The 23,412-nt window shown below is 60.3% G+C and carries 24 protein-coding genes; 17 read left to right on the top strand and 7 right to left on the bottom strand.

What is annotated here, in order from left to right:
* The first annotated feature begins 28 nt into the window (after positions 1-28).
* Entirely contained in the window at positions 29-442 is a 414-nt protein-coding gene (locus tag KW403_RS17115) for a hypothetical protein (RefSeq protein ID WP_223020618.1), read from the top strand.
* Positions 443-570: 128 nt separating this feature from the next.
* On the opposite strand, the gene KW403_RS17120 is transcribed toward KW403_RS17115, so the two are convergent.
* Genes KW403_RS17120 through KW403_RS17140 form a run of 5 tightly spaced genes read right to left on the bottom strand, consistent with a single transcriptional unit; the run spans position 571 to position 6,024 of the window.
* Complete coding sequence (locus KW403_RS17120) at positions 571-1,779, bottom strand: molybdopterin molybdotransferase MoeA (RefSeq protein ID WP_223020619.1); 1,209 nt, start codon at positions 1,777-1,779, stop codon at positions 571-573.
* A complete protein-coding gene (gene moaC / locus KW403_RS17125) occupies positions 1,776-2,276 on the bottom strand; it encodes a cyclic pyranopterin monophosphate synthase MoaC (RefSeq protein ID WP_223020620.1) in 501 nt (166 codons plus the stop codon). Before moaC ends, KW403_RS17120 begins: the two co-directional genes overlap by 4 nt.
* 3 nt (positions 2,277-2,279) lie before the next feature.
* Complete coding sequence (gene trpC, locus KW403_RS17130; protein WP_223020621.1) at positions 2,280-3,095, bottom strand: indole-3-glycerol phosphate synthase TrpC; 816 nt, start codon at positions 3,093-3,095, stop codon at positions 2,280-2,282.
* Positions 3,092-4,129, bottom strand: a complete 1,038-nt coding sequence (trpD, locus tag KW403_RS17135) for an anthranilate phosphoribosyltransferase (protein ID WP_223020622.1) — start codon at positions 4,127-4,129, stop codon at positions 3,092-3,094. Before trpD ends, trpC begins: the two co-directional genes overlap by 4 nt.
* Before the next feature lie 8 nt (positions 4,130-4,137).
* Entirely contained in the window at positions 4,138-6,024 is a 1,887-nt protein-coding gene (locus tag KW403_RS17140; protein ID WP_223020623.1) for a peptidylprolyl isomerase, read from the bottom strand.
* 173 nt (positions 6,025-6,197) lie between these two features.
* Here KW403_RS17140 and tpiA point away from each other — a divergent pair, with 173 nt between their 5' ends.
* The 16 genes from tpiA (at position 6,198) to KW403_RS17220 (ending at position 21,593) form a co-directional block, all read left to right on the top strand.
* Positions 6,198-6,944 (top strand): triose-phosphate isomerase, encoded by a 747-nt coding sequence (tpiA, locus tag KW403_RS17145; protein WP_223020624.1) that lies wholly within the window; start codon positions 6,198-6,200, stop codon positions 6,942-6,944.
* A 256-nt stretch (positions 6,945-7,200) separates the two neighbouring features.
* Complete coding sequence (gene secG / locus KW403_RS17150) at positions 7,201-7,587, top strand: preprotein translocase subunit SecG (protein WP_223020625.1); 387 nt, start codon at positions 7,201-7,203, stop codon at positions 7,585-7,587.
* 136 nt (positions 7,588-7,723) lie between these two features.
* Positions 7,724-9,361, top strand: coding sequence for a CTP synthase (gene pyrG, locus KW403_RS17155; protein WP_281425611.1), 1,638 nt, complete (start codon positions 7,724-7,726; stop codon positions 9,359-9,361).
* Between the two features lie 93 nt (positions 9,362-9,454).
* On the top strand, positions 9,455-10,360 hold the full coding sequence (locus tag KW403_RS17160; protein WP_223020627.1) for a VOC family protein: 906 nt from the start codon (positions 9,455-9,457) through the stop codon (positions 10,358-10,360).
* The gene (kdsA, locus tag KW403_RS17165; protein WP_223020628.1) at positions 10,357-11,187 is read left to right on the top strand and encodes a 3-deoxy-8-phosphooctulonate synthase; all 831 of its coding nucleotides are present in this window, start codon (positions 10,357-10,359) and stop codon (positions 11,185-11,187) included. The genes KW403_RS17160 and kdsA overlap by 4 nt, the downstream gene beginning before the upstream one ends.
* 140 nt (positions 11,188-11,327) lie before the next feature.
* A complete protein-coding gene (gene eno, locus KW403_RS17170) occupies positions 11,328-12,602 on the top strand; it encodes a phosphopyruvate hydratase (protein WP_223020629.1) in 1,275 nt (424 codons plus the stop codon).
* A gap of 78 nt (positions 12,603-12,680) precedes the next feature.
* On the top strand, positions 12,681-12,998 hold the full coding sequence (locus KW403_RS17175; RefSeq protein ID WP_223020630.1) for an FtsB family cell division protein: 318 nt from the start codon (positions 12,681-12,683) through the stop codon (positions 12,996-12,998).
* 214 nt (positions 12,999-13,212) lie between these two features.
* On the top strand, positions 13,213-14,274 hold the full coding sequence (gene pdhA, locus KW403_RS17180; protein WP_223020631.1) for a pyruvate dehydrogenase (acetyl-transferring) E1 component subunit alpha: 1,062 nt from the start codon (positions 13,213-13,215) through the stop codon (positions 14,272-14,274).
* A 13-nt stretch (positions 14,275-14,287) separates the two neighbouring features.
* On the top strand, positions 14,288-15,685 hold the full coding sequence (locus tag KW403_RS17185; RefSeq protein ID WP_223020632.1) for a pyruvate dehydrogenase complex E1 component subunit beta: 1,398 nt from the start codon (positions 14,288-14,290) through the stop codon (positions 15,683-15,685).
* A gap of 12 nt (positions 15,686-15,697) precedes the next feature.
* Positions 15,698-17,041, top strand: a complete 1,344-nt coding sequence (locus KW403_RS17190) for a pyruvate dehydrogenase complex dihydrolipoamide acetyltransferase (RefSeq protein ID WP_223020633.1) — start codon at positions 15,698-15,700, stop codon at positions 17,039-17,041.
* A gap of 33 nt (positions 17,042-17,074) precedes the next feature.
* On the top strand, positions 17,075-17,713 hold the full coding sequence (locus KW403_RS17195; protein ID WP_223020634.1) for an SGNH/GDSL hydrolase family protein: 639 nt from the start codon (positions 17,075-17,077) through the stop codon (positions 17,711-17,713).
* A gap of 17 nt (positions 17,714-17,730) precedes the next feature.
* Entirely contained in the window at positions 17,731-18,282 is a 552-nt protein-coding gene (locus KW403_RS17200) for an HdeD family acid-resistance protein (RefSeq protein ID WP_223020635.1), read from the top strand.
* Positions 18,283-18,347: 65 nt separating this feature from the next.
* Complete coding sequence (gene lpdA / locus KW403_RS17205) at positions 18,348-19,793, top strand: dihydrolipoyl dehydrogenase (protein ID WP_223020636.1); 1,446 nt, start codon at positions 18,348-18,350, stop codon at positions 19,791-19,793.
* Between the two features lie 75 nt (positions 19,794-19,868).
* Positions 19,869-20,153 carry a GlsB/YeaQ/YmgE family stress response membrane protein gene (locus KW403_RS17210; protein ID WP_007007442.1) on the top strand — a complete coding sequence of 95 codons (285 nt, stop codon included), beginning with the start codon at positions 19,869-19,871 and terminating at the stop codon, positions 20,151-20,153.
* Between the two features lie 7 nt (positions 20,154-20,160).
* Positions 20,161-21,138 (top strand): lipoyl synthase, encoded by a 978-nt coding sequence (lipA, locus tag KW403_RS17215; RefSeq protein ID WP_223020637.1) that lies wholly within the window; start codon positions 20,161-20,163, stop codon positions 21,136-21,138.
* Positions 21,138-21,593 (top strand): type II toxin-antitoxin system RatA family toxin, encoded by a 456-nt coding sequence (locus KW403_RS17220; protein ID WP_223020638.1) that lies wholly within the window; start codon positions 21,138-21,140, stop codon positions 21,591-21,593. Before lipA ends, KW403_RS17220 begins: the two co-directional genes overlap by 1 nt.
* On the opposite strand, the gene KW403_RS17225 is transcribed toward KW403_RS17220, so the two are convergent.
* Positions 21,590-22,081, bottom strand: a complete 492-nt coding sequence (locus KW403_RS17225; RefSeq protein ID WP_223020639.1) for a CinA family protein — start codon at positions 22,079-22,081, stop codon at positions 21,590-21,592. The two genes, KW403_RS17220 and KW403_RS17225, sit on opposite strands and share 4 nt — an antisense overlap.
* Positions 22,078-23,325, bottom strand: a complete 1,248-nt coding sequence (locus KW403_RS17230) for a bifunctional 2-C-methyl-D-erythritol 4-phosphate cytidylyltransferase/2-C-methyl-D-erythritol 2,4-cyclodiphosphate synthase (RefSeq protein WP_223020640.1) — start codon at positions 23,323-23,325, stop codon at positions 22,078-22,080. The genes KW403_RS17225 and KW403_RS17230 overlap by 4 nt, the downstream gene beginning before the upstream one ends.
* Positions 23,326-23,412: the final 87 nt, after the last annotated feature.

Here is a 23,412-nt window from a genome sequence, read left to right on the forward strand (position 1 = left end):
TCGGCATCTGAATCTATGGAGACCCGGCATGATCACTCCGCCCCATGACGGTAGACATGGTTTTCGGGCGGGCGTTGCCGGGTCCGTTATGCTTGCACTCATAATCGCACCATCAGCGCTTGCTGGTGAAGCGGACATTGTGGACGTCAACGTCATTGCCGAATCAGCAGGGACGTACAGTTTTGAGGTCACGGTCGAGCATGCCGATGAAGGTTGGGAGCATTATGCGGACCGGTGGGACGTGCTCGACAATGCCGGCAATGTCCTTGGTTCGCGCAAGCTACTGCACCCGCATGTCAGCGAACAGCCATTTACCCGCAGCCTGTCCGGCGTCACGCTGCCGGATGGTCTTACACATGTCACCATTCGTGCACACGACAGTGTTCACGGCTATGGCGGCAAGGAGATGAAGGTTTCCATCCCCGCACAGACGGGGCAATAGAAGCACGCATCTGCCACTTCGCTCTGAGCCCTTCTTTCCCGTCCGCGAAGGCGGCCGGTCACCGGAGATGGAACAATCCGCGCGCCTTTCTCCCTGGACGCTAGAGGATGGTTGCTCAGAGGTGGGGATCAGCCAAGCATCAGAACGCGGCAGCGGGAACCCGGTTCGGCAGCTGGTGCTCCTGGCTCACGCACAATCAGCGCATTGGCGGCCGCCAGGGTCGTGAGCATGGAGGAATCTTGCAGGGGAAAGGGTGTCGCAATCAGTCCTTCGGGGCCTGCAGCAACCGAAGCCCGAATATAATCGCGGCGCTCGTCATTTTCACGCAGGGGCGTGGCCAGAACCGCTGCCCGCAGATCGGGCGTGTGGTTGCGCTGCCCCAACCGGGCAACAAGCGGTCTCAGAAACAGCTGCGCGCACACCAGACTTGAAACAGGATTGCCGGGCAGGCCGAGAACGCGCATCTCTCCCAGCCTGCCGAACATCAGTGGCTTGCCCGGTCGCATCGCGATCTTCCAGAAGTCGAGTGACATGCCCGCTTCGAGAAGGGCCTGCCGCACGAGATCACGGGCGCCGACGGAAGCTCCGCCAAGGGTGACCAGAACATGCGCCCCTGCATCTGCAGCTTTCCGAACCGCGGCTGAAATTGCAGCGCTATTGTCATTCACGATACCCAAATCGAGAACGCGGGCACCGTCGTTCTTCGCCAGTGCTCCAATCGCAAAACCATTCGATGCAACGATCTGATCGGGACCACATGTTTCTCCTGGCCGCACCAACTCGTCGCCGGTTGCAATGATCGCGACCAGCGGACGTTCGGTTACAGAAAGATGCGCATGGCCCGCAGCAGCGGCCAGACCGATACCGGCTGGTCCAAGCAGACGCCCTTGCTCAAGGACCACATCGCCGTCGTGAAAGTCCAGCCCGGCTTTACGGATGTGACGACCGATCGCCACAGAACTCGTTGCTTCGATAAAGCCATCGTCCAGAGAGGTGGCGTTTTCCTGTATGAGAATGGTGTCGGCGCCTTCCGGCACTGGCGCGCCTGTAAAAATCCGCACAGCCTCGCCGATGCCGACAACGCCATGAAACCGGTTTCCTGCTGCTGATTCTCCAATCACACGCAACCGGAGGCCTCGCGGGGTTTGTACATCCTCCGCCCGCACAGCGTAGCCATCCATCGCGGAGGCATGAAAGGGAGGCTGAGTGCGCATTGCTGAAAGCGGATTGGCCAGAACGCGACCGCCGGCGTCCTCGATGCGCACGCTTTCGCCAGGCAGCGCCTTTACACCGTCGAGAATGCGCTCCAGCGCCTGGTCTACCGGCAGAAGCGTCATAAAGAAGGCTCCCCCGCCCGCCAGTCGCCCGACTTCCCGCCCGTTTTTTCCAGCAAGCGAATATTGCTGATGGTCATGCCCTTATCGAGAGCCTTCGCCATGTCGTAAATTGTCAGACAAGATATGGAGACGGCGGTCAGCGCTTCCATCTCCACGCCTGTCTGGCCGGTGACCCTGACACGCGCACGCACTTTCAAGCCGGGTAGGGCTGTGTCGGGTTCGATTTCGACCACCACTTTCGAAAGGGCGAGGGGGTGGCATAGAGGGATCAGATCCGATGTTTTCTTTGCGCCCATGATGCCGGCGATGCGCGCTGTGGCAAGTACATCGCCTTTCTTCGCGTTGCCTGAAAGAATGGCCTCGAGTGTCTGTCTTTCCATGAGCACGGAGCCTTCGGCAACGGCCTCTCGGCGGCTTTCCTGCTTGTCGCTCACATCTACCATGTGCGCTTCTCCGGAAGCGCCGATATGCGTCAGCTTTCCGGTTGCGCCGCTCATCGGTCAATCAGCCTGATTGGCCGCACCGAGGCCCAACAGAGCCCGCGTTGCCGCTGCTACATCGTCTTGCCGCATCAGGCTTTCGCCAACGAGAAAAGTGTTCATCCCGGCACGCGCGAGACGACGGCAATCTTCATTGGTGAAGATGCCGCTTTCCCCGACCACCAGCCGGCCTTCGGGAACCAGCGGAGCGAGTCGCTCGCTGGTCTCGAGGGTGGTTTCGAAAGTGCGCAGATTCCGGTTGTTTATGCCGATAAGCCGCGAGGACAATTCGAGGGAACGTTCCAGTTCCTGTTCGTCATGCACCTCGATCAGGCAATCCATGCCGAGTTCGAGCGCGGTGTCTTCAAGAGCCTGCGCTTCATCGTCGGATACGCTGGCCATGATGATCAGAATCGCATCGGCCCCCCAGCTGCGCGCCTCGTAAACCTGGTAGGGCTCAAACAGAAAGTCCTTGCGCAACGCCGGCAAGCCACATGCGGAGCGCGCGGCTTCCAGAAAAGCCGGAGCTCCCTGAAAGGATGGGCCGTCGGTCAGCACCGAGAGACAGGCAGCACCGCCTTCCTCATAAGCAGCAGCAAGCCGGGGAGGATCAAAATCGGCTCGGATGAGCCCACGTGAGGGACTTGCCTTCTTGATTTCTGCAATCAAGCCGAATCGTCCTGCCGACTGCTTCTCAAACAGCGTTTCAGCGAAACCGCGTGGCGCTTCCACATCCCGTGTTTTGGCAACAAGCTCGAGTAAGGGCACAACGGTCTTGGCCGCTGCGATTTCCTCGCGCTTGTACGTTTCGATCTTGCGCAGGATATCGGTCGTCATTGCTCGTGGTCCTCCTGAGAGACTCCCCTGTTCGACACATCGATCAGTTGCTTCAAGGTGGCGAGCGCGTGCCCATGATCGAGCGATTCAGCGGCCAGCCGGATCCCGTCCTTCAGTGTCTTGGCGCGTCCGGCGACCACAAGCGCAGCCCCCGAATTCAACAAGCAGATGTCCCGATAGGCGTTTTTCTCGCCTTTCAGAACGGCCCGAAGCGCCTTTGCGTTGTGAGCGGCTTCACCACCCTTGAGGTCGGCCATGGCGACCCGGTTGAGGCCGACATCCTCCGGAGTGATCTCGAAATGACGGATCTCGCCATCCTCAAGAGCAGCAACCTGGGTCGTACCTGCGGTGGTCATTTCGTCGAGGCCCGCGCCATGAACCACCCAGGCGCATTCCGTTCCCAATTGCTTCAGCACATTGGCTATCGGCTCGACCCATTCCGGTGCGAATACGCCCACAAGCTGGCGGCGCACACCGGCAGGGTTGGAAAGCGGTCCGAGCAGGTTGAAGATCGTGCGGGTGCCGAGCTCGACACGCGAGGGCCCCACATGGCGCATGGCCGAATGATGCGCGGGAGCAAACATGAACCCGAGACCGGCCTCATCGATACAATCTGCGATCTCCTGCGGGCTCAGCTCAATATTGATGCCCAGCGCTGCCAGAGTGTCAGCCGCACCCGAGCGGGACGACAGCGCCCTGTTTCCATGTTTGGCCACGGGTACTCCGGCACCGGCAACAATGAAAGCCGAGCAGGTGGACACATTGTAGGACCCGGAAGCATCCCCCCCGGTCCCGACAATGTCCACGGCGTCGTCAGGCGCAGAAACCGGCAGCATCTTGTCGCGCATGGTTGCCACCGCGCCGGAGATCTCCTCCACGGTTTCTCCACGCACCCGCAGAGCCATCAGAAAGCCGCCGATCTGGCTTGGCGTTGCATCGCCCGACATCATGATGTCGAAAGCCTCGCGCGCCTCGTCAAAGCTCAACTGCGCACCGGAGGCGACCTTGGCGATGTAGGACTTGAAAGCGTTCATCGCTTGCCTCAGAAGCTCAGTGCTTCCTGCATGGCAGCCCGGTTTACCGATACCGGATACTTGCCTTGCAAGCGCGCAACCATCTGGTCGAGAAGATCGTCGGCAAGCGCAGATCGCATGGTAGCGCGCTGATTTTCGGGAATGCTTTCCGCTGTCGCACTGGCAGGCTCGAACACCTCCGTGACCTTAAACAGGAACTGACCGTCCCCTGCAGGGTTTGCAAAAACGCCTGTGCCATTGCGCGGAACCGAGAACACTGCAGCCACGCCGGCCTGACCCAGATCGGCGTCATTGGCGTTCCGTTTGAGACCGCGTTTGATCTGCTTTTCCTGACCGATTTCCTCCGCTAGTTCGTCCAGCGAGGCACCTTCATCGAGCCGCTTGGCGAAAGCGGAAGCACTCTCGGCCAGAAGCCGGTCCGTTTCTGCTTTTCGCCAGTCTTCCAGCACCTTTGCGCGTACTTCATCCAGCGAACGGTCGCGTTCCGGAGTGATGCCCTCGACCTCATAGAACACAAATCCGTTACCGCCCATCGAGAGAGGGGCGTTTTCAATACCGGAATCGCTTTCGAAGACTTCACGCAGAAGCTCGGCCGAAACGGGGAGATCGCCCACGATGGACCCGTCTGGACGGCGCGCGCTCGCGTCGATAGCTTCGATCGTCCGCGTCGAGAGATTCAGTCGTTCCGCAGCTTCCGCCATCGAAGCCCCCCCGGCGCGGGCGTCTTCATAAGCATCGTGCACGTCGAGCAAGACACGGGCAGCCTCTTCCAGGGCTAAATCCTGTCGGAGCTCGCTTTCAACTTCGCTGAGTGGCTGCACGACCTCTGGCTGGATTTCCGAGACAAACACGATCACAGGCCCAAAGGCGCCGTCGATGACATCGCTGAACTGGTTCGCCTCCAGAGAGAACGCTGCTTCAGCCACCGCATCATCTGCCACTTCGCTGCGTGCGAGGGTACCGAGGGCGGTGTCGCTGCTGTTCTTGCCGGCGGACGTTGCCACATCCGCGAAACTTTGGCCGTCGAGCAGGTCTTTCAACGCTGCGTCTGCGGCAGCGCGTTCGGCAAACACAATCTGGTCGATCGTGCGTTTTTCAGGCGTCGTATACCGATCACGCAGGTCGTCGTAGGCCTTCTGCACCTGCGCGTCCGAAATGGCTTCGGGGTCGGCGATGTCGGTGGGCTCCAGTTTGACATAACTGAATTTGCGATATTCGGGAGCGGCGTAATCGTCCTTGCGCTCGTCGAACCATGCCTGCAGGGCAGCCTGGTCAGGATCCGCAACAGGCTCGACAAGCGCGCGCGGCACGGCAAGATATTCCACCGTGCGATCCTCTCCCCGATAAAGAGCGAGATTCTTGAACAACTCGTCCGGAACGCTCATGCCGTCCGTGGCAGCTTCAACGATCTGCTGGCGAATGGCAACCTGTTCACGGTTTTTGAGGTAATCCTGCGGGCGCATGCCGATCTGACGCAGCACGAAGTCAAATTGCTGCCGGTCGAAACGGCCATCCGGTCCGCGAAACGCCGGATCGTCCGCCGTCAACTGGGCCAACTTGTCGCCAGAGAGACCGAGGCCGAGCCGGCTTGCCTCTTCGTCCAGAAGCGCGCCGGCGGCAAGCTGCTGCAGCACCTGGTCATCAAGTCCGAAAGCGACAGCCTGCTCGCGTGTCACACGCGTGCCGAGTTGCTGCGACAGCGCGTTGATCTGCCGATCATAGGCGAGGCGGAAATCCAGCATTGAAACGGAGGAAGCTCCGGCTGAAAGAACGTTCCGGGACTGGTCATTCAAAACCTGGCCGGAAATACCCCAGACGGCGAAGCTCACAACAAGAAGGCCCAGGAGCAGCTTGGCGATCCAGGTGGAGGCGGCGTTTCTCAGACTGTCGAGCATGGCTTTTCCGAAGTTCCTTGGTGTGTTCTGGGCGTGTCCCCAACGAAGCGCAATAGCGTCCCAGACGCAAAGTGTCGATAGCGGAGTGGGATTTGGCGCTCCAATTGCTTTTGCATCAGCCCGTGTTTTTGCTAGGGAAGCTCCCGAGTTTGTTTTGTTGAGGACTTTGAACCATGACCCCCGGAATTCGCCCTCTGATCGCTGGCAATTGGAAAATGAACGGCTTGAGCGCCGATATCGGCGAATTGGAGGCGATGGCTGAGGCGGCGTTCGGCGGTGCTGATGCTCTGATCTGTGTTCCGGCTACCTTGATGACACGGGCGCACGTGGCGCTTGAAGGCAAGCTGCAACTGGGCGGGCAGGACTGCCACACGGCCGCGGCCGGCGCGCATACGGGTGATGTTTCGGCCGAAATGCTGGCGGATGCCGGCGCGACCCATGTGCTGGTGGGCCATTCGGAGCGCCGGACCGATCACGGAGAGACCGATGGTATCGTCGCCGACAAGGCCGAGGCTGCCTGGCGCGCCGGTCTAACGGCGGTGATTTGCATTGGCGAGACCAAGGCTGAGCGCGAGGGCGGCAAAACGCTCTCGGTTCTCTCCCGCCAGATTCCCGGTTCCGTTCCCAAAGAAGCTAAAGCCAAAAACACCGTGATCGCCTATGAGCCGGTCTGGGCCATCGGTACCGGCCTGACCCCAACGGTTGAAGATGTCGCAGAAGCGCATGCGCATATTCGAAAGGAGCTCGAAACGCTTCTTGGGGAAGAGGCAGGCAAGATGCGGATACTCTACGGCGGTTCGGTCAAACCCGGCAATGCCACGGAGTTGCTTTCGATCGAGCATGTCGACGGTGCGCTCGTCGGTGGAGCGAGCCTGAAGGCTGTGGATTTTCTTGCGATTGCCGCCGCGTGTCCGGTTTGAGAAAACAGAAAACGCTTGCGTTGTCACCGCAAGCGCCTATGTGAGGGTGGCTTTGACGGAAATCGGGAATTCCGGCTGGTTTGACCGAAAACCGCGTCAAATGCCCTGAAACGGGTGCATTCCGCCCCGTTTGCTGGAAAAAGATGCAGGTGCCAGGATACGGATTTCTGCCGGTCTTGGAAAATCGGCAAAAGCCGTGTAATGAGCCGCGTCCGCATTGAAGCGGACGCTTCGAGCCGGAGAGCCGGAAGGAAACATGCAGACCGTTATCATCGTCATTCATCTGATCGTCGTGGTCGCGCTGGTTGGCGTCGTCCTCATGCAACGCTCCGAGGGTGGCGGGCTTGGCATCGGCGGCGGTTCCGGTTTCATGTCCGCGCGCGGAGCAGCCAATGCGTTGACGCGAACGACGGCCATTTTGGCAGCGGCGTTCTTTGCGACGTCTCTCGCCCTGTCGCTGATCGCACGGTACGGCGCGAGCCCGACCGACATTCTGGATCGGATCCCGGCCGGCAGCGAACAGACCGAAGGTTCTGGCGGTGTTCTTGACCAGCTCGGCGGTTCCGGGGCTTCGGTTCCAACCGAGGACGACGTTCCGGCTGCTGATGTAGATCCTGAGAACCAGATTCCCACGGGGCAGTAAGCTCCGGGCGCGCGGTTGACCGGTCGCGATATGAGCGGCCATTCCTGACAATCGCCCACCTTATTCACCGCGAGGCGCAAAAAGATTTGCGTCTCGTTATTTTTTGCTGGCGGAATCGCCTGTGTCCGGTTAAGCGATGAGTCCCATGGCGCGATATGTTTTCATAACCGGCGGCGTGGTCTCCTCCCTCGGAAAAGGTATTGCAGCAGCGGCCCTTGGCGCGCTGTTACAGGCCCGTGGGTACCGCGTTCGCATCCGTAAACTCGATCCCTACCTGAATGTTGATCCGGGCACGATGTCGCCCTATCAGCATGGTGAGGTTTTCGTCACCGACGACGGTGCCGAGACAGACCTGGACCTTGGCCACTATGAGCGCTTTACCGGGCGTTCGGCCAACAAGCAGGACAACATCACCACAGGTCGGATCTACCAGAACATTCTGGAAAAAGAGCGTCGTGGCGACTATCTGGGCGCCACGGTGCAGGTGATCCCGCACGTTACCGACGAGATCAAACAATTCGTTCTTGAAGGCAATGACGACTACGATTTCGTTCTGTGCGAAATCGGCGGAACCGTCGGCGACATCGAGGCAATGCCGTTCCTCGAAGCGATTCGCCAGCTCGGCAACGAACTGCCGCGCGGCAATGCCGTCTATGTGCATCTGACCTTGATGCCGTGGATACCGGCGGCGGGCGAACTCAAGACCAAGCCGACGCAGCATTCCGTGAAGGAACTGCGCTCCATCGGCATTGCTCCCGACATCCTTCTGGTGCGCGCGGACCGGGAAATCCCGGCGGAAGAACGGCGCAAGCTGTCGCTGTTCTGCAATGTGCGCGAATCGGCCGTCATCCAGGCGCTGGACGTGGCGCATATCTACGACGTGCCGCTTGCCTACCATCGCGAAGGGCTTGATTCGGAAGTGCTGGCCGCTTTCGGTATCGATCCGGCCCCCAAGCCTCGCATGGAACGCTGGGACGAGGTTGCAGACCGGATCCACAATCCCGAAGGTCAGGTCACGATTGCCGTTGTCGGCAAATATACCGGCCTGAAGGACGCCTACAAATCGTTGATCGAGGCGCTGTCGCATGGCGGGATGGCGAACCGGGTGCGGGTGAAGCTCGAATGGATCGAGGCGGAAATCTTCGAGAAGGAAGATCCGGCCCCGTGGCTTGAGAAGGTGCATGGCATTTTGGTGCCCGGCGGCTTCGGAGAGCGTGGTGCGGAAGGCAAGATCCTGGCCGCGAAGTTCGCACGTGAGCGCAAGGTGCCGTATTTCGGAATCTGTTTCGGCATGCAGATGGCCTGCATCGAGGCTGCTCGTTCGCTGGCCGGCATCGAGAATGCATCGTCAACCGAGTTCGGTCCGACAAGCGAGCCGGTCGTTGGTCTGATGACCGAGTGGCTCAAGGGCAACATGCTCGAAAAGCGCACGGCCTCCGGCGATCTTGGCGGGACCATGCGCCTCGGCGCATACGAATCGAAGCTGATCGAAGGCTCCAAGATTGCGGCGATCTATGGTTCGGAAGATATTTCCGAGCGTCACCGCCATCGCTATGAGGTAAACATCGGCTATCGGCAGAAACTCGAAGAGTGTGGTCTCGTGTTCGCGGGGCTTTCGCCCGACGGTGTGCTTCCCGAAACGGTCGAGTATCCCGATCATCCGTGGTTCATCGGCGTTCAGTATCACCCCGAACTCAAGAGCAAACCCTTTGAGCCGCATCCACTGTTCGCTTCCTTCATTGAAGCCGCAGTCGAGCAGTCGCGTCTCGTCTAAGCTCTTCATTTTCGCCCCGTCGCCAAGTCGGGGCGAACCTCCCTTGCCGGCGGAGCACTTGCAAAGCGCCGGGGCTTGAGGCACATGCGGTGCATGGTTTCTGAAGACGACGTGCATTTTCCACGCAAGCTGGACCATTGTGTTTTGCCAACCGCCGATCTGGCGGTTGCGCGCGACCGTCTGGAAGCGCTCGGCTTCACAGTGGCCGCAGATGCCGCACACCCTTTCGGCACCGCAAATTGCTGTGTTTTCTTCGCAGACGGATCGTATCTCGAACCGTTGAGCCGGGTTGCGCCACAGGTGGCGCGCGAGGCGGAAGACGCAGGCAATGTTTTCGTGCAGCGTGACAGCGGGTTTCGCGAAAAATCTGGCGATGAAGGGTTTTCCGCGGTGGCTCTTGGAACCGGCGATGCCGATGAGGATCACAGGCGCTTCGTGAAGGCGGGGATATCGGCCGGCACTCCGCTTTCCTTTTCACGTCCATTTCGCGATTCTTCGGGACAGGAGGCGACCGCATCCTTCCGGCTCGCCTTTGCCGCGCCCGAAGATGCGGACGGCCATTTCTTTTTCACCTGCCAGCGTGTGAACCTGCCGTCGGCGGGACGCGGCGCGCTGGAGACGCATCAAAACGGCGTAACGGGGACGGCGCGGATCATCCTGCTTGCCACCGCACCTGCAGATCAAGCGGGATTCCTGGAAGCGTTCTCGGCCAAGACCCCTGAGACTGTTCGAGAGGACCAACTCGATCTGTCGCTTGGCAATGCCGTTTTGACGGTCATGACACCGGACCGCTACAGGGTTGATCTTGGTCTGGAGCGAGCGGCTTCGCATGGCCGGCTCGATCTCGCTGCGATCGTCTTCCAGTGTCCGGATATTGCCAGATTGCGCGCGCAGCTTTCCATGCAGGAAGTCCTGTTCGCAGAGCAGTTCGGATCCATCATCGTGCCGCCGGCAGCCGGGCAGGGCGCTGTTTTTGTCTTTGAGGAGTCTACCCCATGAAACCCAATCCGCGTGTCACGATTGGCAAGGTCGTGTTCGGCAATGACGCGCCGCTGGCATTGATCGCCGGCCCCTGCCAGATGGAGACGCGCGAGCACGCTTTCGATATGGCGGGCGCGCTGAAGGAAATGACGGACGAACTGGGCATCGGGCTCGTCTACAAGAGCAGTTTCGACAAGGCCAACCGCACGTCGCTTTCCGGCAAACGCGGTGCTGGGCTGGATGCGGCCATGCCGATCTTCGCCGACATCCGCAACGAATTCGACGTCCCGGTGATCACGGACGTTCATACCGAGGAGCAGTGCCGGATCGTGGCTGAAGTGGTCGATGTGCTGCAAATCCCGGCATTCCTGTGCCGCCAAACCGATCTTCTGATCGCCGCAGCAAAAACCGGCAAGGCGGTGAATGTAAAAAAGGGGCAGTTTCTCGCCCCCTGGGACATGGAAAACGTGATCGCCAAGGTGACGGAATCGGGCAATCCCAACGTGATGGCCACGGAGCGGGGAACCTCGTTCGGCTACAACACGCTTGTTTCGGACATGCGCGGTCTGCCGCAGATGGCGGCCATGGGCGCACCGGTCATCTTTGATGCAACCCATTCGGTCGCCCAGCCCGGCGGGCGTGGCGGCTCATCCGGCGGGCAGCGCGAGTTCGTCGAAACGCTGGCGCGCGCTGCCGTAGCGGTAGGCGTGGCCGGCGTCTTCATGGAAACGCATCAGGATCCCGACAACGCACCCTCGGACGGGCCCAATATGGTGCCGCTCGACCAGATGAAGGAGCTTCTCGAGCGGCTGATGGCTTTCGACCGGATCGCAAAGGCTGCCTGAGCTTCAGGCGCGACATTGAGTTTTCACGTGTCTGCGCTAAGAAAAGCGCGGACACTTCCTCTTGGGTTTTTTTGCTTCCCGGAGTTTCCACCTTCCGGGGTTCTTGCCCGAGATCAACCTCCAGATCAGAGAGAGTTAAAATGACTGCCATTCTCGACATTGTCGGACGCGAAATACTGGACAGCCGGGGCAACCCGACCGTCGAAGTCGATGTGGTTCTGGAAGACGGGTCCATGGGGCGCGCGGCCGTTCCCTCGGGCGCATCCACCGGCGCACATGAGGCAGTGGAACTGCGCGACGGCGGCAAGCGCTATCTCGGAAAGGGTGTCGAGCAGGCCGTGGATGCGGTCAATGGCGAAATCTTCGAGACGCTGAGCGGGCTTGAAGCGGAAAACCAGATGCAGATCGACCAGGCGATGATCGACCTCGACGGCACGCCGAACAAGGGCCGCCTTGGTGCGAACGCTATCCTCGGTGTTTCGCTCGCGGTTGCAAAGGCTGCGGCCGAAGCCACGAATCTTCCGCTCTACCGCTATGTGGGCGGCGCGTCCGCACATGTCCTGCCCGTGCCGATGATGAACATCATCAATGGCGGCGCACACGCCGACAACCCGATCGATTTCCAGGAATTCATGGTCATGCCGGTGGGGGCGTCGTCGATCCGCGAGGCCGTGCGCTGGGGTTCTGAAATCTTCCATACGTTGAAGGCGGGACTGAAAGATGCCGGTCACAACACCAATGTGGGTGACGAAGGTGGCTTTGCGCCGAATCTGAAAAGCGCGGAAGCCGCACTCGACTTCGTTCTCGCCTCCATCGAAAAGGCCGGCTACAAGCCGGGCGAGGACGTGGCCATTGCGCTCGATTGTGCCGCCACCGAGTTCTTCAAGGACGGCAAATATGTCTATGAGGGCGAGGGCCAGACCCGCGATGGCAAGGCGCAGGCCGAATATCTCGCCAAGCTTGTCGGAAATTATCCGATCATTTCCATCGAAGACGGTATGTCCGAAGACGATTTCGAAGGCTGGAAGATCCTGACGGATCTGGCCGGCGACAAGGCGCAGCTCGTTGGTGACGATCTGTTCGTGACCAATTCGGCGCGCCTGCGCGACGGCATCAAGATGGGCATCGGCAATTCGATCCTCGTGAAGGTGAACCAGATCGGCACGCTGACGGAAACCCTTGACGCGGTGGAGACGGCGCACAAGGCCGGCTACACGGCAGTGATGTCTCACCGTTCAGGCGAGACCGAGGATTCGACGATCTCCGATCTGGCCGTCGCCACCAATTGCGGGCAGATCAAGACCGGCTCGCTGGCACGTTCGGATCGCACTGCGAAATACAACCAGCTTATCCGGATCGAGGAAGAGCTCGGTCCGCAGGCGCGCTACGCAGGAAAATCGATCCTGCGCGGATAAAGTCTTTAGGTGACCGTGCGGAAATAACGGTCCTTTAAGCAACATATGGTCACATGCGGGAGAAGGGTATTTTTCCGCATGTGGACACGTCATCACAAACGCCGCAACACTGGCCGTCTGATCGTTCCGGCGATCACGGGGCTGTTTCTCGCTTATTTCGGGTTTCACGCCTATCACGGCGATTATGGCATCTATTCAAAATACAGGCTTGAGACGCGGATCGCCGAAGCGCAGGCGCGTCTGGATGTGCTTGTCGCCAAGCGTAAGGAACTCGAGCACAGAGTTGCTTTAGTAAATGACGGCAGTCTTGAGAAGGACATGCTCGACGAGAGGGCGCGCCTTGCGCTCAATCTGGCGCGGAAGAACGAGGTCATCATTCTCATCGGCGCCGATTAGAGAATTAACCGGAATTCACTTAATCAACAATAATGTTTGAAAATCCAAGCCCTTAGCTGCATGGCAGCTATGCGGATTTTGAATGGCCGAATTCTGTTCCACGTGCTAGCTTCATCTACCATAAGCGGGAGATGACGGGAGGCTCATGGCGCAACCAATCGCCAGGTTCCACCGTTGCACAAATTCCCCGGAATGTCAGCTAGGGAGTAGAGGCATGGCGCGAGCCGCAAGCAAGACAAGTGCCGCAAGGTCACGCTCGACCAAGAAAGGGGCGTCTGGGAATGCTGTTCAGGCACCCAAGCCACCCAAGCCGGAAGATTTCGACAAGGAGCAGGAGCTCCATGCCTATCGCGAAATGCTTCTGATCCGCCGTTTCGAGGAAAAGGCCGGACAGCTTTACGGCATGGGTCTTATCGGCGGTTTTTGTCACCTGTACATCGGCCAGGAGGCCGTGGTTGTCGGCATGCAGATGAGCATGAAGGACGGCGACCAGGTGATCACCGGTTATCGCGATCATGGTCACATGCTGGCCACCGGCATGGAAGCGCGCGGCGTGATGGCCGAGCTCACGGGACGCCGCAACGGCTACTCCAAGGGCAAGGGCGGCTCCATGCACATGTTCTCCAAGGAGAAGAAGTTCTATGGCGGCCACGGCATCGTGGGCGCGCAGGTGCCGCTCGGCACCGGCTTGGCTTTTGCCAATCGCTACCGTGAGGATGACAGCGTTTCCATCACCTATTTCGGGGATGGCGCGGCCAATCAGGGCCAGGTCTATGAGAGTTTCAACATGGCCTCGCTGTGGAAGCTCCCGGTGGTCTACATCATCGAGAACAACCGTTATGCCATGGGCACGGCGGTGGCGCGCTCCTCGGCAGAAACCGATTTTTCCCATCGCGGTCTTTCGTTCAAGATCCCCGGTATCCAGGTGGATGGCATGGATGTGCGCGCGGTGAAGGCCGCCGGCGATCTGGCCGTTGAATGGTGCCGCTCCGGCAAGGGGCCGATCATTCTGGAAATGCAGACCTACCGCTATCGCGGCCACTCCATGTCCGATCCTGCCAAATACCGCTCTAAGGACGAAGTGCAGAAAATGCGCTCCGAGCATGATCCCATCGAGCAGGTTAAGCAGCGTCTGGTGGCAAACAAGTGGGCCGATGAAGACGAACTGAAGGCCATCGACAAGGAGGTGCGCGAGATCGTCGGCGATTCGGCCGAATTCGCGCAGACGGATCCGGAACCGGATGTGTCTGAACTCTACACCGACATTCTGCTTTGAGGGGAGGGCCGACATGCCAACCGAAATTCTCATGCCCGCGCTCTCTCCGACCATGGAAGAGGGCAATCTTTCCAAATGGATCAAGAAGGAAGGCGATGCCGTCGCACCCGGTGACGTGATCGCCGAGATCGAAACCGACAAGGCCACGATGGAAGTGGAAGCCGTGGACGAGGGTACGCTCGGCAAGATCCTCGTTTCCGAAGGCACTGAAGGCGTGAAGGTCAACACGGCCATTGCGCTGCTTCTGGCTGAAGGCGAAAGCGAGGCCGATCTCGAGAAGGCGGCATCGAAGCCCAAGGCGGAAGCCTCCGATGAGGCGGTTGATGCTGGCGAACAGGATGAACCGGAAGAAAAGTCCGGTGGTCCCGTTCCGGCGGCGCCCGAGGTGAAGGTGGCGGCCGATCCGGACATTCCCGAGGGCACGGAAATGGTTTCGACCACCGTGCGCGAGGCGCTGCGCGACGCCATGGCCGAGGAAATGCGCCGCGATGGCGACGTTTTCGTCATGGGCGAGGAAGTGGCCGAGTATCAAGGCGCCTATAAGGTGACGCAGGGGCTCTTGCAGGAGTTCGGCGACAAGCGCGTGGTCGACACGCCGATCACCGAGCACGGTTTTGCCGGCGTCGGCGTCGGTGCGGCCTTTGCCGGGCTGAAGCCGATCGTCGAGTTCATGACGTTCAACTTCGCCATGCAGGCGATCGACCAGATCGTCAATTCTGCCGCTAAGACGCTCTATATGGCCGGCGGTCAGATGGGCGCGCCCATCGTGTTCCGCGGACCCAATGGCGCGGCTGCCCGCGTGGCGGCACAGCATTCCCAGTGCTACGCGGCATGGTATGGCCATATCCCAGGCCTGAAAGTGGTGATGCCCTATACGGCAGCGGACGCGAAAGGACTTTTGAAGGCCGCGATCCGCGATCCGAACCCGGTGATCTTCCTCGAAAACGAAATTCTCTACGGCCAGAGCTTTGACGTTCCGAAGATGGATGATTTCGTGCTGCCCATCGGCAAGGCGCGCATTCACAAGGAAGGCAAGGACGCCACCATCGTCTCCTTCGGCATCGGCATGACCTATGCCGTGAAGGCGGCGGAAGAACTGGCGGGCGAGGGCATCGACGTGGAGGTCATCGACCTGCGCACGATCCGCCCGATGGACCTCGATACGGTGATCGCTTCGGTGAAAAAGACCAACCGGCTGGTGACGGTGGAGGAAGGGTATCCGCAGTCTTCCGTGGGTGCGCATATCGCCAGCCAGGTGATGCAGCGGGCGTTCGACTATCTCGATGCGCCGGTGATCACCGTTGCGGGCAAGGATGTGCCCATGCCTTATGCGGCCAACCTTGAAAAGCTCGCGCTGCCAAACGTCGCTGAAGTGGTCGAGGCGGTGAAAGCCGTTTCCTATCGCGGCTAGGGGGAGGAAACCATGCCGATCAAAGTCACCATGCCTGCCCTTTCACCAACGATGGAAGAGGGCAATCTCGCCAAATGGATGGTCAAGGAGGGCGACAGTGTTGCTCCGGGCGACGTGATCGCCGAGATCGAGACCGACAAGGCGACCATGGAAGTGGAGGCGGTCGACGAGGGCACCGTTGCGAAACTGGTCGTGCCGGAAGGCACCGAAGGCGTGAAGGTCAACGCACTGATCGCAGTTCTGGCCGAAGAAGGCGAGGATGCAGGCGAGGCGGCGAAAGCTGCCGAAAGCGGATCCGCCCCCAAGCCAGAGCCCAAGGCCGAGAAGGCTGAGAAGCCGGAAAAGCCTGCGAAGGAAGAAGCGCCGGCTGCCAAATCCAAGGCAAAGCCTGTGGAAGCGAAAGCGGCACCGGCAGGCGATGGCGAGCGCGTGTTCGCCTCCCCGCTTGCCCGCCGTCTGGCGAAGGAAGCCGGGCTCGATCTTTCGGCCATTTCGGGCTCCGGTCCGAAGGGGCGGATCGTCAAGGCGGATGTGGAAGCGGCTGGACAGGATGGTGGCGCGAAAGCCGCCGATGCAGCACCTGCTGCAGCGCCCGCCGCCCCGGCCATGTCCGACGATCAGGTCATGAAACTGTTCGAGGAAGGCTCCTACGAGCTGATCCCGCATGACAGCATGCGCAAGACCATCGCGCGCCGTCTGGTCGAGGCGAAATCCACCGTCCCGCATTTCTACCTGACGCTCGACTGCGAGATCGACGCGCTTCTGGCGTTGCGCAAGCAGTTGAACGAAGCCGCGCCGATGGTGAAGGGTGAGGATGGCGAGAAGCCGGCTTACAAGCTTTCGGTCAACGACATGGTCATCAAGGCCCACGCCAAAGCGCTTGCCATGGTGCCGGAGGCGAATGTCTCCTGGACCGAGAGCGCCATGGTGAAGCACAAAAACGCCGATGTGGGCGTTGCCGTGTCGATCCCCGGCGGCCTGATCACGCCGATCATCCGCCGCGCCGACGAGAAGACGCTGTCTGCCATCTCCAACGAGATGAAGGATCTTGCCGCACGGGCGCGTTCGCGCAAGCTGAAGGCGGAAGAGTATCAGGGCGGCAACACGGCCGTCTCCAATCTCGGCATGTTCGGCATCAAGGACTTTGCCGCCGTCATCAACCCGCCGCATGCGACGATCCTTGCGGTGGGCGCTGGCGAGCAGCGGGCCGTGGTGAAGGATGGCGAGGTGAAGGTGGCAACGGTGATGTCGGTGACGCTGTCGACCGATCACCGCGCGGTGGATGGTGCGCTCGGCGCCGAACTCCTCGCTGCCTTCAAGAAGGTCATCGAGAACCCGCTGACGATGCTGATTTAGAGGCCTTATGGACTGCTATCTCGGGGGCAAACGATGAAGACCATCCTGTGCTTTGGCGATTCGCTGACATGGGGGTATGACCCTGATGGCCCCGGGCGGCATGCGGATAAGGTTCGCTGGCCGAGCGTTCTTGAAGCGGAACTTGGCGGCACGGCACGCGTGATCGCCGAAGGGCTGAATGGCCGCACCACGGTTTTCGACGACTTCGCCTCGGGCGCGGACCGAAATGGCGCACGGGTTCTGCCAACGCTTCTGACCAGCCACGCACCGCTCGATCTGGTCGTCATCATGCTTGGCACCAACGACATGAAGCCCTTCATCTGTGGCCACGCATTCGGAGCGAAACAGGGCATGAGGCGACTGATCGACCTTGTGCGCGGGCATGATTATCCGTTGGGTCAAACTGCGCCAAGGGTGCTGATAATGTCACCGCCTCCAGCCTGTGAAACGCCGGATCCCGACTTTGCGGCCCTGTTTGAAAGCGCGCGTATCGAATCCGCCAAGCTGGCCGGCCTTTACGAATCGCTGGCCAAGGAGACCGGTGCGGGTTTTTTCGATTCCGGTTCTGTGGCAAGCACAAGTCCGCTTGACGGCGTTCATCTGGATGCTGAAAACACGAGCTCCATTGGCCGGGGGCTCGCCCCGGTCGTGAGAGACATGCTTGAGCATTGAAGAAGGAGGGGTGAAGCATGGCAAACGCGATGGAAAATGAAAGTGTACATGCATCTTGGGGCTGGCTGGCTCTGCTAGGAGCGATTTCGCTGATCGGCGGCATTCTGGCCCTGGCAAATCCGTTTGCCGCCACCATGACGGCGGCGATCCTAGCGGCCTGGACATTCGTGCTGTTCGGGGCCGTGCAGATCGTACAGGCTTTTCGGGTTCGCGGCTGGGGCGGATTTCTGTGGGCATTGCTGCTGGGTGTTTTGACCCTCGCGGTCGGTGTGTCGATCATCGCACGGCCGGGGGCCGGAATCATTTCGCTCACGATTCTCGTGGCGGTCATGTTTCTGGTGCTGGGGGCGGTGAAGGTCATGTATTCCTTTTCCTTCCGACCGCTTTCCGGTTGGGGATGGGTGCTGTTTTCCGGTGTCGTCTCGCTCATTCTGGGCGTAATGATCCTTGCCGACATGCCATGGTCGGCAGCAACGATATTGGGAATACTGCTGGCGATTGAGCTGCTTTCGAACGGCGTGTTCCTGTTGTTCATCGCTTTCGGCCTGCGTGGGGCTATGCGGGCCTGAAAATCTCGGGGCGCGGTGTAAAGACCGCGCCCGGACAATGATTCGACTACAAGGAGAAACCAGCTGTGGCTGAAAATTACGACGTTATCATCATAGGATCGGGCCCCGGTGGTTATGTCACCGCCGTCCGGGCTGCACAGCTTGGTTTGAAAACGGCGATCGTGGAGCGCGAGCATCTGGGCGGCATTTGTCTCAACTGGGGCTGTATCCCGACCAAGGCACTGCTGCGCTCGGCAGAAATCAAGCATTATGCCGAAAACGGCAAGGATTACGGCCTGACCATCGACGGCAAGATTTCTGCCGATGTGGATGCCGTCGTCGACCGCTCGCGCAAGGTCTCCCAGCGGCTGAATGGCGGCGTCGGCTTCCTGATGAAAAAGAACAAGATCGACGTGATCTGGGGCGAGGCCAAGCTTTCCAAACCGGGCGAAGTCGTTGTCTCCGAGCCTTCCAAGAAGGCAATGCAGCCGCAGCCACCCATGCCGAAAAACACCAAGGGTGCTGGCACGTACAAGGCAAAGCATATCATCGTAGCAACCGGTGCGCGCCCGCGCGTTCTTCCGGGCATCGAGCCTGATGGTGAGAAAATCTGGACCTATTTCGAGGCGATGGTTCCCAAAACCATGCCGAAATCACTGGTCGTGATGGGTTCCGGCGCCATCGGCATGGAGTTCGCTTCGTTCTACCGCACCATGGGCGCGGATGTAACGGTGGTGGAACTGATGCCACAGATCCTGCCGGTCGAGGATGCGGAAGTCTCCAAATTCGCAAAACGCCAGTTCGAGAAGCAGGGCATACAGTTCAAGCTTGAGGCGAAGGTTGCCAAGGTCGAGAAGACCAAGGACGGGATCACCGCCCATGTGGAGACCAAGGACGGCAAGGTGGAGAAGATTTCAGCAGAAAAGCTGATCTCCGCCGTTGGCGTGCAGGGCAATATCGAAAATCTCGGCCTTGAATCGCTTGGCGTGAAGACGGATCGCGGCTGTGTGGTTGTCGATAGTTATGGGCGCACGAATGTTGAAGGCATCTATGCGATTGGCGATGTGGCCGGGCCGCCCATGCTGGCACACAAGGCCGAGCATGAGGGCGTGATCTGCATCGAAAAGATCGCCGGTGTGCCGGGTGTCCACGCGCTCGACACAGGCCTGATCCCCGGTTGCACCTATTGCCATCCGCAGGTTGCCTCGGTGGGGCTGACGGAAGCCAAAGCCAAGGATGCCGGTCGTGACATCCGGGTCGGACGCTATCAGTTTGCCGCCAATGGCAAGGCGATTGCGCTCGGCGAAGACCAGGGTTTCGTCAAGACGATCTTCGACAAGAAGACGGGCGAGCTTCTCGGCGCGCACATGATCGGCGCGGAGGTTACCGAGCTCATTCAGGGCTTCGTCGTTGCGATGAACCTTGAGACCACGGAAGAAGAGCTGATGCACACGGTCTTCCCGCATCCGACCCTGTCGGAGATGATGAAGGAGAGCGTGCTCGATGCCTATGGGCGTACGCTCAACGCGTAAAATGGGCTGAAGGGCCCTGTTTCCCCCGCACCAACTGGACTATATGCGGGGGAACATCGAACGAGGAACAGGATGATGGAAGAGAGCTACGGTCTTCTGGGAATGCCCGGCGTCGGCTTTTTCGGCCTGCTCGTCATCGGCTTTCTGGCCGGTTACGTGGCCGAGAAAACGATGAACCGCGATCATGGTTTTCTGACCAACATCCTTGTTGGCATCGCCGGTTCCTTCGTCGGCGGAACGCTTGCCGGTCTGGTCGGCATCTCGTTCTACGGTTTTCTGGGCAATCTGGTGATCGCCATTGTTGGCGCGATCCTGATCCTCTGGGTATTCGGACGCTCGTCTTCCAGCCGGGCGCGATAGGACAAACATGGTCACGATTCTCGATACTGTCACCGCCAAGCCGCGCCCGCGGCACCCTGAAAAGGCGCACCGGCCCGATCAGGAGGTGCTGCGCAAGCCCAAATGGATCCGGGTCAAGGCACCGACCTCGCAAGGCTATCTGGAAACCCGCGAGATCGTGAAATCCAACAAGCTCGTGACCGTGTGCGAGGAGGCGGGCTGCCCGAATATCGGCGAGTGCTGGGACAAGAAGCACGCGACCTTCATGATCCTCGGCGAGATCTGCACCCGCGCCTGTGCCTTCTGTAACGTCGCCACGGGCATTCCCGGTCCGGTGGATATCAACGAGCCGGAAAACGTCGCCAAGGCCGTGCGCGAAATGGCGCTGAAGCATGTGGTCATCACTTCGGTCGACCGCGACGACCTGGCCGATGGGGGCGCGCAGCATTTTGCCGATGTGATCGGCGCGATCCGTGCCGCGTCGCCTGAAACGACCATCGAGATCCTGACGCCCGACTTCCTGCGCAAGGATGGCGCACTGGAAATCGTGGTTGCAGCAAAGCCCGATGTCTTCAATCACAACCTGGAGACGGTACCGGGGAATTATCTTAAAGTTCGCCCCGGTGCGCGCTATTTCCATTCGCTGAGGCTGCTCCAGCAGGTGAAGGAGCTGGATCCGACCATGTTCACGAAATCCGGCATCATGGTGGGGCTTGGCGAAGAGCGCAACGAAGTGTTGCAGCTCATGGATGATCTGCGCTCGGCCAATGTTGATTTCATGACCATCGGCCAGTATCTGCAGCCGACGCGCAAGCACCATCCGGTGAAGAAATTCGTGACGCCCGAAGAGTTCAAGTCTTACGAAACCGTGGCTTACACGAAGGGCTTCCTCATGGTGTCGTCGAGCCCGCTCACGCGCTCCTCGCACCATGCGGGCGAGGATTTCGCCAAGCTGAAGGCCGCACGTGATGCGCGCCTGAGCGCTGCGGATTCTGCTGCGAACTGATGCCGAAATTCGAGACCGTGCGCCGGGTGGCGCACACGCCTGAAGACATGTTCGCGCTGGTCGCGGATGTGGAGAAATATCCCGAATTCGTGCCCATGTGCGAAGCGCTTTCCGTGCGCACCCGCAAGGAACGCGACGGGATCACGCTCCTCGTCGCCGACATGACGGTGGGCTACAAGGCGCTGCGGGAAACGTTCACAAGCCAGGTCACGCTAAAGCCGGAAGATGCGGCCATCGATGTGCGTTATGTGGATGGTCCGTTTCGCTTCCTGAAAAACGAGTGGCGTTTCGAGCCCGCCGGCGATCAGCAGTGCGACATCCACTTTTTCATCGAGTATGAATTCAAGAGCAGGATGCTGGGCGCGTTGATGGGGGCAATGTTCGACCGGGCGTTCCGCATGTTTTCCGAAGCCTTCGAGCGCCGCGCGGATGCGGTCTACGGGACAGGCGTTTAAGCGGTTTTCAGGGTCGAAAGCACCATATCCAGTGCCGTTTCGACTGTGGAAGCCCGGACGCCTGCTCGATCCTTGCCCGAGAAGATGTGCGATTGCGCGACGGGTTCGTGTCCTTCAAGCGCCAGACCGAACCAGACGAGGCCGACAGGCTTTTCCGCTGAGCCGCCATCGGGCCCGGCAATGCCGGTGACGGCAACGGCCACGCCAGCGCGTGAACGGGCCAGTGCGCCGGACGCCATTTCGAGCGCCGTCTCCCGCGAAACCGCGCCATGGGCTGCGAGTGTTTCGGCTGACACCCCGAGCATCTCCATCTTGGCTTCGTTGGAATAGGTGACGAAACCACGATCGACGACGGAGGACGAACCGGCGATGTCCGTCAGGGCCGCGGCGATCATGCCGCCGGTGCATGATTCGGCGGTGGCCAGCATGATGCCGCGCGCTTCACAGGCCTTCAGCACTTTGCGGGCGGGCGTCTCGAAACCGCTCATGCAGGAACCTCGCCGGGATAGATTACACTGGCGGTGGCAATGGCCGCGATGCCTTCCTCGCGGCCAATGAACCCCATTTTCTCGTTGGTCGTGGCCTTGATCGAGATGCGGTGTGGCGCGATGCCGAGCATGGCGGAAAGGGCTTTGGTCATTGCTTCCCGGTGGGGACCGACCTTGGGCGCTTCACAGATGATGGTAACGTCCGCATTGGCGATGCGGCCGCCGGCATCACGCACGATGCGGGCGGCGTGTTCGAGGAAAATGTGCGAGGCAGCACCCTTCCACTGAGGATCGGACGGCGGGAAATGCGTGCCGATGTCTCCGGCGCCACAAGTGGCAAGCAGCGCGTCAGTGAGCGCATGCAGGCCGACATCGGCATCCGAATGGCCGGAAAGACGCTTCGTGTGGGGAATGCTGACCCCGCACAGGATGACGGCGTCGCCATTGGTAAAGGTGTGAACATCGTAGCCATTGCCGGTTCGCACATCCGGAAAGGTGGTCGGGCGGTTGAGGCGTTCGTCGGCAAGCGCGATGTCGCGCGCCCAGGTGAGCTTGATGTTGTCCACGGCGCCAGCGACGAGACGGACAGGTATTCTTGCCCATTCGGCAATCGAGGCGTCGTCGGTGAAATCCTCACGGCCAAGCTTGTGCGCGCGCTCATGGGCAGCCGCGATCAGCGCGAAAGGAAAGCCCTGCGGGGTCTGGGCGGCGTGGAGGTCGTGGCGTGGAACGGTCTCGGCGATAAATCCTGCGGGGCCGGCCCGTTTGACCGTGTCTGCGACGGGCAGCGCGGGCAGGGCGCCCTGTCCGTCTTCAACGGTGTTGATGATCCGGTCGATCAGCTCCCGGTCGATGAAGGGGCGCACGCCGTCGTGAATCAGGACGGTCTGAGGTGCGGGATCGTAGAGTGCGAGCAGGGCGAGACGCGTGGAAGCCTGCCTTGAGTGACCGCCATGGATCGCCTGGACACGCGGATCGGAAAGCCCGGCTGTTGTCTCGGCAAAGAGCGCCTCGTCATCAGGATGGATTGCGACCACGATGCGTCCGATGCGGGGATCGGCAAGGAACGTCTCGAGCGTGTGACGCAAAACCGGCTTGCCGCCGATCAGGCGGTATTGCTTCGGCCCCTCGGTGGATTGGCCTGCGCGCTCGCCGCGGCCGGCGGCGACGATGACGGCAGCGACTTCTCCCGCGGAACGAGTTGCCAGGCGATCCGCCGCGGCGAGGGTTTCGGAGTGGTGCATCTGCTTGTCCATAGGGCAGACGCATAATAAGACACGCCGCGAAAGGCCAGCCGAATTTACATGGCACCCATTCCACGCGAATTGTGT

The organism is Nitratireductor kimnyeongensis (assembly GCF_019891395.1).
Taxonomy (GTDB): domain Bacteria; phylum Pseudomonadota; class Alphaproteobacteria; order Rhizobiales; family Rhizobiaceae; genus Nitratireductor; species Nitratireductor kimnyeongensis.